This is a genomic window from Microcoleus harperi Pol14_C6, assembly GCF_036701295.1.
Lineage (GTDB): Bacteria > Cyanobacteriota > Cyanobacteriia > Cyanobacteriales > Microcoleaceae > Microcoleus.
This window is the reverse complement of record NZ_JAUBQN010000067.1, coordinates 1-15,840: the sequence shown is the minus strand read 5'-3', so window position 1 is coordinate 15,840 and position 15,840 is coordinate 1. Positions and strand designations below refer to the sequence as shown.

14 protein-coding genes are annotated in these 15,840 nt (G+C 41.8%); 5 read left to right on the top strand and 9 right to left on the bottom strand.

Translation table 11 applies throughout. The features are described 5' to 3' along the window. Positions 1-292 precede the first annotated feature (292 nt). The gene (locus QUA27_RS26050; RefSeq protein WP_333071802.1) at positions 293-1,189 is read left to right on the top strand and encodes a hypothetical protein; all 897 of its coding nucleotides are present in this window, start codon (positions 293-295) and stop codon (positions 1,187-1,189) included. A gap of 75 nt (positions 1,190-1,264) precedes the next feature. On the opposite strand, the gene QUA27_RS26045 is transcribed toward QUA27_RS26050, so the two are convergent. The 8 genes from QUA27_RS26045 to QUA27_RS26010 all read right to left on the bottom strand — a co-directional run bounded on the left by QUA27_RS26045 (position 1,265) and on the right by QUA27_RS26010 (position 10,546). Continuing rightward, positions 1,265-1,474 carry a hypothetical protein gene (locus tag QUA27_RS26045; RefSeq protein ID WP_333071800.1) on the bottom strand — a complete coding sequence of 70 codons (210 nt, stop codon included), beginning with the start codon at positions 1,472-1,474 and terminating at the stop codon, positions 1,265-1,267. 14 nt (positions 1,475-1,488) lie between these two features. Beyond that, the gene (locus QUA27_RS26040) at positions 1,489-2,946 is read right to left on the bottom strand and encodes a phage terminase large subunit family protein (RefSeq protein ID WP_333071798.1); all 1,458 of its coding nucleotides are present in this window, start codon (positions 2,944-2,946) and stop codon (positions 1,489-1,491) included. Further along, a complete protein-coding gene (locus QUA27_RS26035; protein WP_333071795.1) occupies positions 2,939-3,475 on the bottom strand; it encodes a hypothetical protein in 537 nt (178 codons plus the stop codon). The genes QUA27_RS26040 and QUA27_RS26035 overlap by 8 nt, the downstream gene beginning before the upstream one ends. 13 nt (positions 3,476-3,488) lie before the next feature. Next, positions 3,489-5,159 (bottom strand): protelomerase family protein, encoded by a 1,671-nt coding sequence (locus tag QUA27_RS26030; protein WP_333071794.1) that lies wholly within the window; start codon positions 5,157-5,159, stop codon positions 3,489-3,491. A 176-nt stretch (positions 5,160-5,335) separates the two neighbouring features. Beyond that, positions 5,336-5,581, bottom strand: a complete 246-nt coding sequence (locus QUA27_RS26025; RefSeq protein WP_333071791.1) for a hypothetical protein — start codon at positions 5,579-5,581, stop codon at positions 5,336-5,338. Between the two features lie 205 nt (positions 5,582-5,786). Continuing rightward, a complete protein-coding gene (locus QUA27_RS26020; protein ID WP_333071790.1) occupies positions 5,787-6,929 on the bottom strand; it encodes a hypothetical protein in 1,143 nt (380 codons plus the stop codon). A 417-nt stretch (positions 6,930-7,346) separates the two neighbouring features. After that, on the bottom strand, positions 7,347-9,464 hold the full coding sequence (locus tag QUA27_RS26015; protein ID WP_333071789.1) for an Ogr/Delta-like zinc finger protein: 2,118 nt from the start codon (positions 9,462-9,464) through the stop codon (positions 7,347-7,349). Positions 9,465-9,715: 251 nt separating this feature from the next. Then, positions 9,716-10,546 carry a hypothetical protein gene (locus QUA27_RS26010; protein WP_333071787.1) on the bottom strand — a complete coding sequence of 277 codons (831 nt, stop codon included), beginning with the start codon at positions 10,544-10,546 and terminating at the stop codon, positions 9,716-9,718. Between the two features lie 163 nt (positions 10,547-10,709). Here QUA27_RS26010 and QUA27_RS26005 point away from each other — a divergent pair, with 163 nt between their 5' ends. The 4 genes from QUA27_RS26005 to QUA27_RS25990 all read left to right on the top strand — a co-directional run bounded on the left by QUA27_RS26005 (position 10,710) and on the right by QUA27_RS25990 (position 15,311). Beyond that, a complete protein-coding gene (locus QUA27_RS26005) occupies positions 10,710-10,952 on the top strand; it encodes a helix-turn-helix domain-containing protein (protein ID WP_333071785.1) in 243 nt (80 codons plus the stop codon). A 54-nt stretch (positions 10,953-11,006) separates the two neighbouring features. Continuing rightward, positions 11,007-11,222: a hypothetical protein gene (locus QUA27_RS26000; RefSeq protein WP_333071782.1), complete on the top strand. Its 216-nt coding sequence runs from the start codon at positions 11,007-11,009 to the stop codon at positions 11,220-11,222. A 149-nt stretch (positions 11,223-11,371) separates the two neighbouring features. Further along, positions 11,372-11,533 carry a hypothetical protein gene (locus tag QUA27_RS25995; protein ID WP_333071781.1) on the top strand — a complete coding sequence of 54 codons (162 nt, stop codon included), beginning with the start codon at positions 11,372-11,374 and terminating at the stop codon, positions 11,531-11,533. 142 nt (positions 11,534-11,675) lie between these two features. Continuing rightward, a complete protein-coding gene (locus QUA27_RS25990; RefSeq protein ID WP_333071780.1) occupies positions 11,676-15,311 on the top strand; it encodes a hypothetical protein in 3,636 nt (1,211 codons plus the stop codon). Between the two features lie 47 nt (positions 15,312-15,358). Here the strand turns inward: QUA27_RS25990 and QUA27_RS25985 are convergent, their stop codons facing one another. After that, a complete protein-coding gene (locus QUA27_RS25985; protein WP_333071778.1) occupies positions 15,359-15,613 on the bottom strand; it encodes a hypothetical protein in 255 nt (84 codons plus the stop codon). Positions 15,614-15,840 lie beyond the last annotated feature (227 nt).

The following is a 15,840-nucleotide window of genomic DNA, read 5'->3' as shown; positions in this document are numbered from 1 at the left end:
CCGCACCCTAACCACGGCTGCACGGCTGCACAGGCAGTCACTCGCACAGGCAGTCACTCACACAGGCTGGCAAGGTGGCACGGTCGGAGCGTCGGAGCGGTCGGAGCGGTCGGAGCGGTGGCGGTCTAGCTTTTTCGCGTCACTGGTGTGAGTTCAAACCTTACACTTTTTTAAAAACCACAACAGAAAACCCGCCACTGGGTAAGGGTTTGGTGGGTTTTACAGATTTAAATGGTTTACATCAAGATATTGAATTAAAATCGTTTTTAACAATTTAATTTTACTTGGCAAAATGTCTAATACCAATGTTGATGAAGCAATTAAAGTAGAAGTAGCTACAGTGAGATTTTTTGAGGGACTCGAAGTAGAAGGGTACAAGATGCCTGATGGTGAGTTTCGTATTGGACTAACTGGTGCAAGCTTAGTTTTAGGTTATGGTGAAAATTGGCTGCCTCGTCTTCTTCGTAAAAAAGAAGGTGTCTCACTTAAAGCCTTAGTAGCGCTGGGTTTTAGTAAAGAAATTCAAAAAGTAGTAAGTGAAGCATCCAAGGATTTAAAAAAGGTTAAAACTATAAGTTTAGAGGATTTTAACAAACTTATAGTTTATACCGTTTCTAGACATAAAAAAGCGGCATTAGCACTACAAAATTCTTTAACCGTAGTTTCTTTGCTTGATTTTTTCCTAGATGCGTTTGGAAAACAATCTTTAAGTATTGAACATAAACGCCAGTTGTTTTACGAAAAATATGCGGTTACTATTAGTCCTGATGGCTGGCAAAAAATGAGTAAGAGGGATATTTTGAGGCTAGCTTTACATACCGATTTGTCGCATACTCAGAAAAATACTAACGTTATAGACCCTATCTCACCCATAGATGATTCTACAGGTGTTTCAGAATTGGGACTAATAACCAAGAGTTTTATTCCGCCAAAAAAACAGCCAAAATTTAAAGATGATTTTTGGAAGAATTGGCTTCACGAGAATCCTGAAGAAGTAATTGTTAGTTTTTTTGGGACGATTACTTTATTTTCAATTATATCAAATGACGTAGAAGAGCCGTCTTTATGGTTAGTTTATCTATGGTGTTTATGTTCTAGCGTAGGTGCAATTATTGCAGTGAAATTGGTTTTCGCAATTTGGAGATTTTTTTGTAAAATAGTGAAAACTTTGTCTATTTTACTGATGTAGTGGTAAGGGTTACAGGGCTTAGGCGGGGAAATACCTGTTTCCCCGCCTAGCTTATTTTTATAGGTGTTTGAGGCTCTAAATCACGATATAACATTTTCCTGATTTATCAAAAGTAGCATCTGAAATCAAACCTCTATCGCCCTTATCTTTCATAAATAAATTCAAGTCTGTTTTTTCTGTTGTCTTCAGTTGGTTTCTATTACTCCAATAAAGTAACCATTCTTTAGCGGTGTGCGGTTCATTTTCGTTGAACATAACAGCTTTAAAATCACTTTTAATCTTCATAAAAACTTCCCATTTTAAGCGAGTAACGTTCCACTTATTTGTTCACCCTGTAAGAAAGGTGTCACAGTCAGGGCAAAAGATACACTCATAATCGTGTCATCATGTTTACCGCTGGCAGCCTCTAATTTCGCACCAACACGGCGATAGCTTAGCATTTCTTCAATCAGCACACAGTTTTCAGGATAGATAAATTGTCTCTTTTCTAACGCTAAATTCAGAGTGCCTACCATAGTTATCTTGGTATCTCTAGTTGTCTTTATGTCGCGAAACTCTGTACCATAATGTGCTTTGCTTAACTCTTCTAAATAAATCCTACCTACCCCGCCAGTTGTTTCAATTCCCACAACACTAGGTTGATAAAACTCAATCAATTTAGAGATTTGATATATGTGGGCTTGACTGGTTTCTTGCCTCTTTCGATACAGGTGAACCAATGAATAAACATTGTTTCTCACATCGTATTTAACAACAGAAAATACGGTGTAATCACTCCCCATTGTGGATGTGTCCAACCCACAATAATACTCGATATAAGGCTCTTTAAAGTCTTCATAAGCACCCGTCGCGTTCTCTCTAATTAGCTCGATGTTAAAGACAGATACCGCACTATCAACAAACTTCAAATCATACTCTCTCAGCACGGTTTCTGTGTCTGTACCGTCCTGCTTTAACCGATAGTCTAGATAGTTGGGAATTGACTTATAGACGGGGTGTGCGCTCCAATGAACAATCAATTTAAGCGTACCTTGTGCATCTTCAAACCAATACAAACCCGGTACTTCATTATACAAATCTCCGGCTGCTACTCTGTTGCAAATTTCCTCTATATCTCTCCCTTCATTATCAGCATTAACTTTATCCCAATACCAGCCAGATTTAGCCGATGGTGTCGATATAATCAGCTTTGTTATTTTGTCGCCTGACATCGCAGAAGACGGGCTAGACGCTGCATAAATCTGTTCGATATTCTCACTAAATGCCGCTTCATCAAATAGAAAATCAATCACAGAGTCAATCGAGCGAGAGCCTTCAGGTGATGAGTTTTTGTAATAGATATCTCCTAACCCTTTTAATTTTAAATAGCCTACGTTGTCATTTTCTGGCATGATGTAATCCTTTAATCCGATTAACATCTGCTTTGTTCTGCGACTGATTGCCGATACGTCGTTTTGGTTTCTCAGAAAGGCGATCGCGCTGTAAGCAGGGTTTAACGCTGCACGGTGCAAAAACTTACAAGCTATCATTTGTGTTAAGCCTAACTGTCTAGACTTTACACAAACGATGTTGTTGTATTCATCCATCAAATCAGAAATTATTTCCTGATAGTAGTAAGGGTCAAAAGTGACCATACCGCCACCGCTTCGGATAGTTGTTAAACGCGCAAAATCAACCCATTTTCGAGGTACTGTCTTCAGGTTTGAAGCGCTGAAATATTTCGTAACTTGTGATTGATTTGGTTTGACTCTAAACATTCTCGGCAGGGGGTAAATTGAATGTCAATCCCATCGCTTCAACAGTTTTAATCGCTTGCGCTTGATTCACCATCAGGTTAATGGCAGAGGTTTTGTCTAGTGCATCTAGCGCTATTGAGTAATTTCTCATTGTGTCTTTCGGCATATCTGGCGCTACCCCATCAATGATTTTTTGTTGCGCTTGCATTGTGATTCGCGCTTGATTTAAAAACACTTTTAAAGTGATTTTTTGTAGCAATTCAAGAGCGATTTCAGGGTTACTTAAATCAACTTTATACTGTGAAAAGTCGATATCAATCAAGTTATTAGGGACGGGTTCTAACTCTGTATCGAACTGAGTTTCATTTTCGGGAAATAGAATGCTAAAAGCTGAAAGGTGCATTCTCAAAAGTTTTTCAGAAACCTTACAGCCTTTAGAGTTTAAGAACTTGAGGACGGCGACAGGTTCGATTTGATTTTGAATCATCTCGTTAACTTTATCGCCTAATCCTGCTTTACATACTTTGCAACCGCATCCTAGTGATTCCACAATGGTTAAATGATTAGTTGTACTCCAATATTCTAGCAACTAATTCATCCATTGTTTTACGGTAGTATTTACCGTTGTGAGTTGTATTGTCAAACCCTCCCACAACCCCCATCTTTTCAAGTTCAGCACTCTGTTCTTTGCACTTGTCTGTGTAAGCTTTAACCGTTGTGCTAGCCATGTTTTTATTGTATAAACGCAGGTTAATTCTGTTAATCAGCCCGTAGTTTGGAACGGCTAACTCTTCAACATTCTCACCGTTGAAAACTTGACGGTTATAGTGCATGATGGTTTCCACAATTTGAGCAACTTTAGCAGTCACGCTTTCTTTACTTGATGATTCATCTTCACTCGCTGGTTGTTGACTAACAGGTTGTTGACTAACAGGTTGTTGACTAACAGGCTGTTGACTAGCTGGTTGCTGACTCGAAATATTTACACCTTTGTCAACAAACTTTTTGTTAACCGAGAGGTAGTCAATCAGTGCGATAACTGCTTTAGTCACACTCTTTTTCGCTTCAAAAAACTCAACATATTTCATGTTATTTTCAAAACTCATACCTTCAATAAATTCATCAAGATTGAAACCTTCATCTACTGTTGGAATTATTGTTTCAATCGCGGGTGCTGTTTCCATTTTTCCTAATCCGTTAATGTTTGTGGGGACGTTGATGTTGATAGGGTTGATAAAGTTGCCTTCATCGTAGCGCTCGATATACTTGATGGTTTCGTTAACGTTATCGTGTGCGAGTGCTAACTGAACATAAGTCAAGCTTGCTTTACTGTTGAATCCTTTCTGTCTGAGAATGGTTTTTAAAGCGCAAGCATAGAATACACGTCCTTTGTGTGGTGAACCGTTGGGTTTTGCAAGGTTTCCATCATCGTCAAAGGCTTCAACAGTTGACAACAAATTGCCAAAAATCTCAGTGTATTTGTTTCTGAATTGTTTTTGAAACTTTAGCTGATATTTATTAATGTCGGTGGGGATTTGTTGCACATCACCGAATTGAAGGTAACGAGCTTGAGCATCAACAATCAGTTGTGCTGGTGCGAGTGTAGGACGTGCATAGAAAGCTTCAACATCGTCTTGATTGTGCTTTTTCAGAACTCCCTTAAACCCGATAACATAATTATCTAACGCCACCATTTGACGCTCAATATCAAGGTTTAAACCTTTATGGTGATACTTCGGCTGATTCTGTTCACCAGCACGTAAACCCGTTAAATTGACAATACCGCAAGCAATAACGAGAGGGTTTTCAGAGGTGAGGCATTCAACCGACTTCAGAACAATTTCCTTGATGTCACACTTAGGAACATCAACGATTCTGAGTTCACCATCAGCATCAAAACCATCACGAGCGCGTGAAGTCTTGAGCCGTTTTTTGTCTAATGCAGCCTTCTGTTCATCGGTTAGAGAAAGCATTGACGCTGCACAATGCTGAGTGTGTGTGCCACGGTTTTTTGTGGTGATGGTTTCATTAAGTTCAGGCAGCGAGTGAGTGAAGTTTTGAAAGTGTCTCTTGAACTCAGTCAGATTGCTGCTAACAGTGTTGACGCTGTATTCGGCTGATAACTCTTCTAACAGTTCATTGCAAGCTTGGCTGACTTCTAACTTGGTAGATAGCGCACTGACGCGGGTAAAGAACTCTTGAGCTTGATTGATGATTTTCTTGCTGACGGTCATTGCTTTCGTCTCCTGTGTTTGCTGGTGATGTCTCTATTATCCATAATATTATCCATAACAGCAAGGGTAATATCATCACTCTTTCTGATGGATTTATGATGGATAACAGATTTTGCTTATGGATGGCGGGGCGGATGCGAGCGGTGCTGTGGTGTACCGCTCGCTCGCTGTGGTGGCTAGGGTGATGGTGGCTTAGCGATAGCCTGTCGCACGGCTTCAAGCGCTTGCACAGCAGTGTCTAAGGCATCGCTGGCAGTATCCATCAAAGCTTGGTCAGTATCGGTTAGTTGGCTCAATCCCCACGGGTTACTGATGTGTTTTTCGGCTCTGATTTTTGCCCCCACTATCAGGGCGATACAGGTTGCCAGTTCATCGGGTAGGGGTATTTCGTACTCATAGGGGTGGTCATACTCTCTCGACATGGGTTCATCTCCTTAATGTGTTGTGTGCTTTGTCTCAGACTCCACCCCTACACAGCAGCGCCGCTGAGTGACGCGCTAGACCGTCTTCTATCAGGTGATTCATCATCTCCCAGTCGGTTAACCCTTTCTGTGCTGCTAGCTCAGAGACTAGCGGGGCGATCGCCTCGGAGATGATGAACTGCCGACTTGAGCGGGGTGGCTTCAGTCAGTCAAGCCCGGTGATGTTGATGGTGTCTGGGTTGGGTAGGGTTGCCACTAACTCACTGCCTAAATAGTTAGTGATGAAGGCTCGAACCGCTTCAACCTTGAACCCGCCACCTGTGAGATAGACGCGCTCCCCCTTGCGTAGTATCTGGCGAACATCTCGCAGCAGTTCTCGCACTCCGATGATTTCACGGCTCCAAGCTTCAAGCCCTGATTTGAGTCTGTCGCCTAGGTCGCGGGTTGAATCGCCCAAAACTATCTCAGCGCTGTACTCCCCTGACTCGCTGACGCTGCTAGATTCAAGCGCGTCCTTAAGCCGTGAGAAGTGATAGATGTTGCCCCCTGTATCTCCCTTGCTTGCCTCTTTAGCGAAAAATTCTGTGATGGAGACAACACCCGCACCGCTGACACTGTTCTGATTGCTAGCGCGTGGTACACCGTTCTGATTGCTATATGGGGTGTGTGTGAGAGTGCCACCGCCTAAGTCGAGAACGTGAAACCTGATATCTTTACCACCGCTTTCTTTAATATGCTTTTTAGCTGCACAGGCAGCGCCATACCCTTCAGGGTAAAGGTTGTAGGAAACGACGTTAATCTCAAATAACCGTTCATCAAACTCAAACTTTAGGTTTGAGAATGCCTTCTCAATCTCCTTTTTGCGGTGTGAAGACAGCGACAGAAGAGCGATTTTCAAGTCAATTTTAATGACCCCGTTGCCCTTGCCTGCTTTCTTGATGCGCTTGAACAAGAAGCTTGGATGAGTGCATAAACTCCCCACAATCCACACATTTAGAAGCTTAATTTTGTTGTCATTGGCATAACCTTCTTCAATGTCACCGCCAGAAAGAGACAGGGCTGAATCGCCCACAGCATAACCGCTATCGCCTATCTTGAACACTCCGAGGTATCCTGTGGGCAACTCTTGCGCTTTGGTGAACTTGCGACAGATTGACTGATAGGATCCTGTGATTTTTTCAAGATAGTATTTAGTCCTTGAGCTTCCCCCGTCAATTATCAACTCTGGCACTGTGACAGTTTTAGGTTTTTTGGGGGCTGTGGTAGGGGGTGCGGTGTCGGATGCGGTGGCGATGGTGGCGGGTGCGGTGTTGCCGTTGGTGGTGTTTTGGATGGTTTGAGTTTTCATTTTTAGATTGCCAGTGTATACACTGGGTGATTTAGGGGGTTGACTTGAAGTGTTGATGTGAGAGTTAATCGAGCGGTTTAAAAGCTATCTAGCGTGATGAATTTTTGGCGATGTGGGAGGGGTTTCTATTAGTCTTGATGTGTTTTAGGTGGCTGTAGGTGGCTAAAGTGAAAAACCCTACTATGTACCCAGCCACCTCAAAAACCACCTAACAGCCACCTAACCAAAACCCTTATTGTGTAAAGGTTCCACCTGCTGAGTTGTTTGCATCCACCTAACAGCCACCTAACAGCCACCTAGCAGCCACCTAGCAGCCACCTGAGATTTTTTGGGGATTTGTAGAGGGTTTAACTAATAGAATGCTGATGGTTTTTTCTATTAATTAATGGTGTATATACAAATCCCCAGTGTATACACTCAGGTGAAAATGTGGCGACAGTCAGGGTTTTTGCACTGGTAGCGACGGCGGGGCGGTGTGGTTGTTTTCAAAAAACTGTGTTTCTTGGAATTGCTACCGCACTGAGGACAATCGGGGTTAACTGTCACACTAGGGGATTGTGTCGCCTCGGTCGGTTCATCAGTGTCGATCGCCTCGGTTGCCTCGGTTGGCTCTTGCCAAACGTACTCACCAAACTCAGGCAGTATCATGTAATAGCCTTTTTTGTTTGGCTCCAACACCAGCGCGAAGCGGTAGGCAGAGGGGTCAGTGTGGTCAAGTCCTAACTCTTCATTTTTGGCGACACAGTAATCGGTCAGCGCGTCCCCTGTCTTCATCAGGTTTGACCGTTCAGACTCGCTCAAATGACTGTTCGCGATAGCGTCCCGGTAGTTGTCGCCAATGTGGACACACACAAAATTATTCATATCGGAGCGGTCAAACCCTCCCTTTAGATTTCTCACGTTGGCATTTTGCCCGGTGATAATCAGCCCACTGTTTTTGTGGCTTGACTGTTTCAGCACTGCCTTAAGGTCACTAGCTGACTTAGGGTTTTCATCTAATGTGGTGTCAATCTCATCAAACCACGCCAGATAAAACCTATCGCTTGGCATCGCTTGCATCCGTGATTGATACTCTTTCAAACCTTGCACAGAGTCAGCGTGAGAGCGTCCGATTGCGGGTATGCTGCGATAGTTCTTCACACTGTCAAACATCGGGTCATAGAAGTCACAAAGACCATCATGAAGGGTAGTTAAAGCACAAGCAAGGTTTTCAGCAGTCGGAGATTTACCCGATTCAGAACCGCCAGTGATTCTCACCCGTCGCCAGTTCTTAACAGTTTGTAAGAACTTGTCAGCAGTCCGCACCCCTCGCGGTAATTCGTTTTTGAGCTTGACAGTACGACGGTGAGTAACTGTTAAGATAAGTTGACTGAATTGGCGGTTAAACTCCCATTTTGGCTCTGTTCCGTGCAGCGCGTTACAGAATGCAGCCGTCTGTTCTAAACTGTTGTCAGCACTGATTTCTGACTCTATCAAACCGGGATTGCGTCGGAGAGAATAGATAACTTTGAACCCGGTTTCTGTTTCTTCCCAGTGCAGCGCGTCAAGTAGAATTCGATACCGATTGAAATAGTAAAGGCTGACAGAGTTAGCCATATTTGCGAAGGAAGAAGCGCCGGAAAACTGTAAAGGGTTTTTACTTTCTTCCAACTGTTGTAGCGCTTCTTGCAGTTTATATTGAGTGAGTTCTAATTGCTCCACTGCTTCTTTTGCGGGTTCGAGTGCTTTGTTAATACGGTTTGAATAGAGATTGTCACTATCCTCAAGTAAAGTGTTGTAAGTCTCTATGGTTTGGTCGTACTTGTACTGATAAGACTCGACATATTTCTCAAAGTCTGGATAGGGTACAGCGTCCTTTGTAATTCCTAGCAGATAGGTAATGATTACTGATTGCGCTTTACATCTCAATTCGATGTACTGGGTAATCATTAATTCTTGTAAGTACAAACCCTCGTCAACAATCTCATCAAAATTATTGAGTGTTTTGAACTCGCTAATTTTCTTTAAAAATCGCGCTTTCACAGATTCCATTTCGAGATTGATTGCAGTCAGCTTAGCTTCACACCCAGCATAGTTTCTTAGTAGTGATGCGATATGACCTCTACATTTGTTTTCAGCTACTTTGTGACATTCTTCTACTAATTTTTGCGCTGTTTCTTTGTCAAAAAATTGCGCTTCTTTAAGAGCTTTCTGGCAAGTAGAAAGTTCTAATTGCTGTTCATACTTGTCTAGTTTCAGGGCTTCAACTTCTTCAATGGCTGTGGTTAATTTCTCAGTGAGTATCACATTTTCTTTTTCCACCTTCTCAATATTTTCTGTGTATTCTGTTTCGAGTTTTTCGGCTACATCTAACACATCCCTCATAGTGTGGCGGGTAGTAACAAAGCTGACAACTGATGCACTCATCAAGTAACTAGAAAACGTCTTAAACGGTTTGAATTGTTTGATAGGGATGAATAAAACAACAGCGGAACCGACTGCTAAAACTACTGTGATGATTTGATATTTTAGGCTGATGCGATTGTATTGAGACATTAGTTTTAAGTAGGGTAAGGGTTGATTAGTGGTAGATGCACAGTCGATTATTGATTGATTGGCGTATAGATAATTTCGACTTGTTCAGATGATTGGTATTGGTCAAGAAGTAATCGCATCGGTAGAGTAATGATGATAGTTACGATTACAGCAGAACCGATTAGAGAGAATACCTTGTTTTTAGGGTTTGGCATTGTTTTAATTTTGGTAGGGTTGACAGATGTGTAGTGAATGCACCCTTAGCGTTTCTATTAGTTAGCGATGATATCAACAGCTAACTTTTGTAAAATCATTTGTCTTTTTTGCTGCATTGATAAAATGTCAGCATCTCGCATCGCTTCAACAGCTTCAATCTTGAGGGTGAGTTGGGTTGTTTCCTTCTGCATACCAGTCAATTTGATGCTCTCTTGATTCAACTTTTCAGCGGACTGTTCGCGCTTAATAATGTCGGTTTCTAGCTCGATGTTTTGGCGGTCAAACCTGACAATCTCCTGTTGAACCTTGACACCTTGTGTCGCACCTTTTATGATTTCTTGCTGTGCTTTGTGCATCGCTTGCTTAGTTTTGCCAAGCTCACCGATATAGTTGTATCCCTGCTGATAAAGTTTTTGCGCTCGTATCGCACCCGCATAGTTTTCAAGCCCTGCGGTTAACTGTTCCTCTGTTGCTGTAACAGCGATATTAGGGTTTAAAAGGTCGGATGGTATTAAACCGTTAAAATCCATCTCAGGCATTGTGATGCCACCGTAAAAATCGGTTTCTTTGATGATTTCAGAGCGGTGTTGCCCCGCCCCGTAGTTGGTGGCGGTTGCCTGCTGTGCATCAATAGCAGCACCAGCGACTTGAGCGCGTCCTGTCGTGATTGCACCCGCTACCGCCCCGATGCCACCTGTGACGGCTGCGATATTGCTTGTTACCGCTTGCACGTTGTTGGTGATGTTGGAGCGTGTTTGGGCGATCGTGTTGGCGGTGGTGTTTAAGCTGTTAGCGGTAGCCTGTGCAGCTTTGGTCGCTCTCTCTCCGAGGCTGGTTTTAGGGGTTTTGGGGGTTTTTTCAGCTTTGGGCTTAGTCGGTCTAATCATTTGAGGTGCGTCCTCTGTTGCGCTTACCCCTCTATTGTACTAATATTGTTAGTACATACACTGTTTGCACAAATGGTAATCTGTTATATAATATAAGTGGTTTGATAAGATATTGTGATTGATATACTAATGACAGTCGTACAAATACTGTGTAAATATTGAAATGGCAAAACAAATTGAAGGGACACAAATGATTATCAGGTTGAAAGAAATGAGAGCTATTAAAGACTTATCACAAGGTAAGTTAGCCGTCCTTTGTGATATGAGTGTTTCCAATCTTCAAAGATACGAACAAGGTAAAATGCGTTCTATACCTTTCGAGACTTTGGAAACATTTTGTAAAGTTTTGCAGTGTCAACCAGGCGATTTAATAGTTCTAGAATCTACTAAAGTTAACGCACAATAAAACACTTAAATACTGTGCTATTGTGTAATCAAATCATCAACAATCAATAAAACCATGTCAAACAATCAACACTCTAACTCTGTTAACTCTGAAAAAACCCAGCTCAATCTAATAAGCAAATCACAGCTTGAAGATTATGCTTTGGGTGACTTATTTGATATTTCTGGATGTTACGGAGAAGCCGGAAGCGGACTAATTGAAATTATGAACAGTGAACACAAAAACCCCATTACTGATGGCGAGATTTCAACCATTACAATCAATTTGTAATTGTTGAAGTTTTAGTAAACATTGGTACGGGGTGATCGACTATCACACCCCGTACCAATGTTGTGGTATCCTGTAAGTATCGAATATTTAAGTAGATAGAGAGAGAGTCATGTTATGGATTAAAAAATCAACCCCCACAGGTGAAAAAATTGCAATTCTTAATAGTTAATAACGTCACATCAAATGATTCTCGCACTCCTAAAGAACGGGAATTGATGGAGGGATATATCAACGAATACCTCACAGGTAAAAAGAAGAAGAAAAAGAAGCGTAAAGGGTTTGCTGAGTTGCTTCCAGGGCGCAAACACTAAAAAACCGCTTGCAATAAAGTAAGCGGTTTAAGGGTATTATTTCGGATTTTTTAGATGTTAGGAATTCCACCTCCTAACATCTGCTTTCTTTACCGTCAGGACTGGTAATCCTTACGGTTGCAAACAATTGAAATTTAAGGTCATGTTAAATCAAATGATATCAACCATTGATGTAAACTGTCAAGCCATCTCGACAGACAAGAATAAAAATGAGAATCGTTCTCATTCCAGTTTACCACACAGCCCTGAAATTAGCGAGAATATCAGCCGTGATAACTTGGATGATGTCTCAGGTGGTAAAGTGTCAGCACACCCCGTTAAATCAACTGCTAGGGGTGTCAAAGGTGGTAAGGGTGTCAAAGGTGGTAAAGGTGGTAAACGTGGCGTAAAGCGTCAAAAAACGGATGATGCTGGTGAGGGTGTGCAAGTCTTCACTCTGCCGTTAATCTCCGAGGCGATCGCCCCTAACAAATATTTGAGTCAGAAAGGTAAAATGATGAGTTCTATTGTTGATACAGAAAACATCACAATCCCTCTCGTTATTGACACTGAATTTTTCACGCCACAATCCGGCAACTATCAACAAAAAAGCCGAGTGTTGTTAACTACTCAAATCAAGGGAATTCATAATAATGCACCCGCGATAATGTACGCACAACATCCGGCAGTTAATGAAGGACGGGCAAAAGTAGGCTTAAAACCCTGTTTGAAAGCTACAACGATGTTTCACCCTCTCGATTATTTGAGAGATATTGGCGGTGCTGATGTAACCATCAAAGAAGCTAAACCCAGTGAAATCGGAGTGATGAAAAAATGCAACATTGTTCTTTATGCACACTTTGCAACCGCTGAAATACTTCTAATCGCAGAGGGTAGCGTTAAACAACAAATTAAACAATTAATCCGTAGTAAAGGAGAAGAACAAATCACCGCAGGACGGCGTTTATTTTGTCAACAGAAAACAACTGATTTTACAAATGATACTGTAAGTCTAAAACACATCATCAGTCTAAATGGTGTTGAATTTGAGTTGTGTTTAAAAGTTGTTGACACAGGTGCAATTCATGGTATCGCAGGTTATGCGGATGTCGCTAAAGCGGTCGGTTATTCTTTGAAATATAAGGATAATTTCAACTCAGAAGAAAAAGGGCGGATGCTTGATATGGTGAGAGAGAGAGCTGTTGAGTTTGAAGAGTATGCTTTGGGAGATTTGGGGGTTTATGACATACTCGAAAAGTTTAATGAACAATGGCAATTAGTCTATGAAAAGTTAGGTTTAACCCCCTACTATAGAGAGCCTAAATTGACAATTGGTGGCACAGTTAAAGACTTGTTTGAGGCTGCACTTGCTAAATATTTTAAGGTGGATTCTAAAAAATGGAACGACACTTTAAAAGTAATAATCAACGACTTTATTCAACCTGGTAGCGCTGATTTTTTGAGAAAGCAAGTTAATTTTACAAGTGCTATTTTGTCAAAAGTTGAAGGGGGAAGATGTCGTAATAATCGCCCAACTGAACTATCTTTAAGGAGCAAACCAAACTCTCTCGGACTGTGGGAAAATCCAATCTGTGACATCGACATATCAGGTTGTTATGGTGAAGGTCAAAGGAATCAAGATTATCCCATCGGAAAACCTGAGATTTTCGATTACAGACATAGCAAAAATAACGATTACATCACTTTGAGAAAATGGCTGATTTCCTATGGTGTGGACATAGAAACACTCATCAAAGCTGCTGAAATTGGAGATAATGCGGTTTGGAACAATCAAGAAAAATGGGGTGAATTGCTTAGTGGATTATGGCAAGCGAGAGTGAGTAATAAAGAACCTTTAAAATACTCTCAAGACTTTTTCGCTAGTTGGTTCATGGAGTCCTCCCACGGTGTCGATATGCTAGCTAAAGCACTTAAGGAGATGAAATGTGATAGCGAGATGACATCCACCGAGAATGTTGATTTTGATGAAGACACTGGAAGTTTAAAAGTCTTCAACAACGACATAAAAAACGGTGTATTAACTCACGATGGCTTGCAATGGATTCTATCAGTTGCCAGCAAGCGACAAAGGAACGAATTACTCGACAATTTAACCATCACTAGCAGCGCGGTCTATTGTGCATCATATCGAATTGATGTTGAAGACGGGAAAGACGGGTTAGAAAAACTAACCGAAAAAACTAAAAATTGGACGGGAAAAAACACAACACAGCGCATAAAAGAAGAGGATGGAAAAACATCAATTGTGATGAATCTTAGAGAATATCACGGCTGGTTTTCTGTTAATCTTGGTGAGTTGTTGGTTGATAGTTTACTGATAGAACGGAAAAAAGCTAAGATTCAATACGGTGAAAAATCACCGTTAGACGTGCTTTTTAAACTGTGCGTTAACACCTTATACGGTGATATGGTAAGCAAGTTTTTTGTCACTTCTAACCCTGTTGTGGGAAACAATATCACCGCAAGAGCGCGGGCTTTAGCGTGGTATATGGAGAAAGGTTTGCACGGTCATCAACCCATCACAGACGGGTGTGCTTTTGAACTTAACGGGGTATTGTTTCCGAGGTCTATTAACATCAATGGCGAGTGTGTAAACCTTCACCGTGAGGACTCTAAACTATCCCAGTGGAACATCAAAAAAGGTTCTTTGGGTGACAAAAATGTTGTTTGTAAATGGGTTGATGATTTAATAGTTGATGGTAAACCTTTCAACTATAAATTAATTGAATGGGTAGACAACACACCCTATCTAACAATCAATGGTGTAAAAGTAAAGTGCTGTAAAAAATGGATTGAGAAAGTGAAAGAGGCTGCAAGTGAGAATAATTTAGAAATATCCTCACTCAAAATAATACAAAAACCCTACCTAATAATTGATGGTGTTGAGATAGAAAATAGCACTCAATGGGTAGACGTGATGGCTATGCAGCATTTACAAAATACTTTCAATCTAGTTGATGTATTACACCGCCCCTCTGAAAGTTTAAATGTAGACAAAAAGACTCTAGAAGTGAAGAGAATACCGAGAATCGGTCAATTTAGTTTTGAGACTAAAGACGTTTATCACTCAGGATGCTTTCACGGTAGCGCTAATTACCTGCTAGAAAACCCCAACGGGCAAACAATCAAAGCGAGGGGATACGAAACAAAACGGGAACACACAGGCATCGAATTAGACCCTGAACAGGATGTGGATAAGTTCATAAAGTCTGACCGATACGGCACTAAAAACAACCCTGCTAAGGATATGATGAAACAGCTTTTAGACAATCCTGAAAGCATCAAACGTCAAATTCCAGCTATCAAGTCAGGGATTTTAAAAGTAGGTGACTACAAAAATCTAGCTGATAAATTTGATGAGTTAGGCATCGAACCGGGTGACAACATCCTTAAACCTGTGTTGATGCAAGAGTTCAGTTTGTCTCAGTTCACTTTTCAAACTTATGAACAATACATCTGTTGGAAAAAAGTAATTGAGAAAGCAAAAATGAATCAGAAACAATCTTTAGAAGGTTACTTCCTTAATGAAGATACAACTCTGAATTTACAAGCGCTTTGCGATTGGACTGACAAAGCTATTACATCGGGTGTGATGAATCCGTTCGATGAACTGAAAGACAAAAATCGACATGACCGCAGGACAGAGAAAACTGTCAAAGCACAGGCAAGAAAAACAGAAACACGGGGTAAACAATTAAAAAGAGCGGTGGTGATTGACCATCCACACCTTGAAACTCTCAACAGTGTGAAAGCACAACTGAACAACCCGCCTGATTGAGATTTCATAAATATGGTTGACATAAACCATCTGTAACTAAAAACCCGCTAGATTCCAACTCTGGCGGGTTTTCTGTCGATTTCAGTTTTTAAAAAAGTGTCTGGTTTGAACTCGTACCAGTGACGCAAAAAAGCTTGACCGCCACCGCTACCGCTCCGACCGTGCCACCGCTCCGACGCTCCGACCGTGCCACCGCTCCGATATCTAAAAACTAATGACTGATATCTAACGACTAAGCCGTGCAGCCGTGCAGCCGTGGTTAGGGTGCGATTGTAGCCACTTTGTAAGTGCCAGACGTGCAATCACCCCAAACTCACTCACACCGCGCTAGATGGGTGCATTTTGAAGCCGTGCCAGCCGTGCCAGCCTCTCCAACCTTGCCAGCCGTGCAGCCGTTCCTATGGTGCGATTGTAGCCGTGCCAGCCGTGCAGCCGTTCCTATGGTGCGATTGTAGCCGTGCCAGCCGTGCAGCCGTGCCTATGGTGCGATTGTAGCCGTGCCAGCCGTGCAGCCGTGCCTATGGTGCGA

Excerpts from the sequence above, each read along its gene's own strand:
- QUA27_RS26050 (WP_333071802.1), top strand. The coding sequence starts at position 293 with ATGTCTAATACCAATGTTGATGAAGCAATTAAAGTAGAAGTAGCTACA.
- QUA27_RS26045 (WP_333071800.1), bottom strand. The coding sequence starts at position 1,474 with ATGAAGATTAAAAGTGATTTTAAAGCTGTTATGTTCAACGAAAATGAA.
- QUA27_RS26040 (WP_333071798.1), bottom strand. The coding sequence starts at position 2,946 with ATGTTTAGAGTCAAACCAAATCAATCACAAGTTACGAAATATTTCAGC.
- QUA27_RS26030 (WP_333071794.1), bottom strand. The coding sequence starts at position 5,159 with ATGACCGTCAGCAAGAAAATCATCAATCAAGCTCAAGAGTTCTTTACC.
- QUA27_RS26025 (WP_333071791.1), bottom strand. The coding sequence starts at position 5,581 with ATGTCGAGAGAGTATGACCACCCCTATGAGTACGAAATACCCCTACCC.
- QUA27_RS26020 (WP_333071790.1), bottom strand. The coding sequence starts at position 6,929 with ATGAAAACTCAAACCATCCAAAACACCACCAACGGCAACACCGCACCC.
- QUA27_RS26015 (WP_333071789.1), bottom strand. The coding sequence starts at position 9,464 with ATGTCTCAATACAATCGCATCAGCCTAAAATATCAAATCATCACAGTA.
- QUA27_RS26010 (WP_333071787.1), bottom strand. The coding sequence starts at position 10,546 with ATGATTAGACCGACTAAGCCCAAAGCTGAAAAAACCCCCAAAACCCCT.
- QUA27_RS26005 (WP_333071785.1), top strand. The coding sequence starts at position 10,710 with ATGGCAAAACAAATTGAAGGGACACAAATGATTATCAGGTTGAAAGAA.
- QUA27_RS26000 (WP_333071782.1), top strand. The coding sequence starts at position 11,007 with ATGTCAAACAATCAACACTCTAACTCTGTTAACTCTGAAAAAACCCAG.
- QUA27_RS25990 (WP_333071780.1), top strand. The coding sequence starts at position 11,676 with ATGTTAAATCAAATGATATCAACCATTGATGTAAACTGTCAAGCCATC.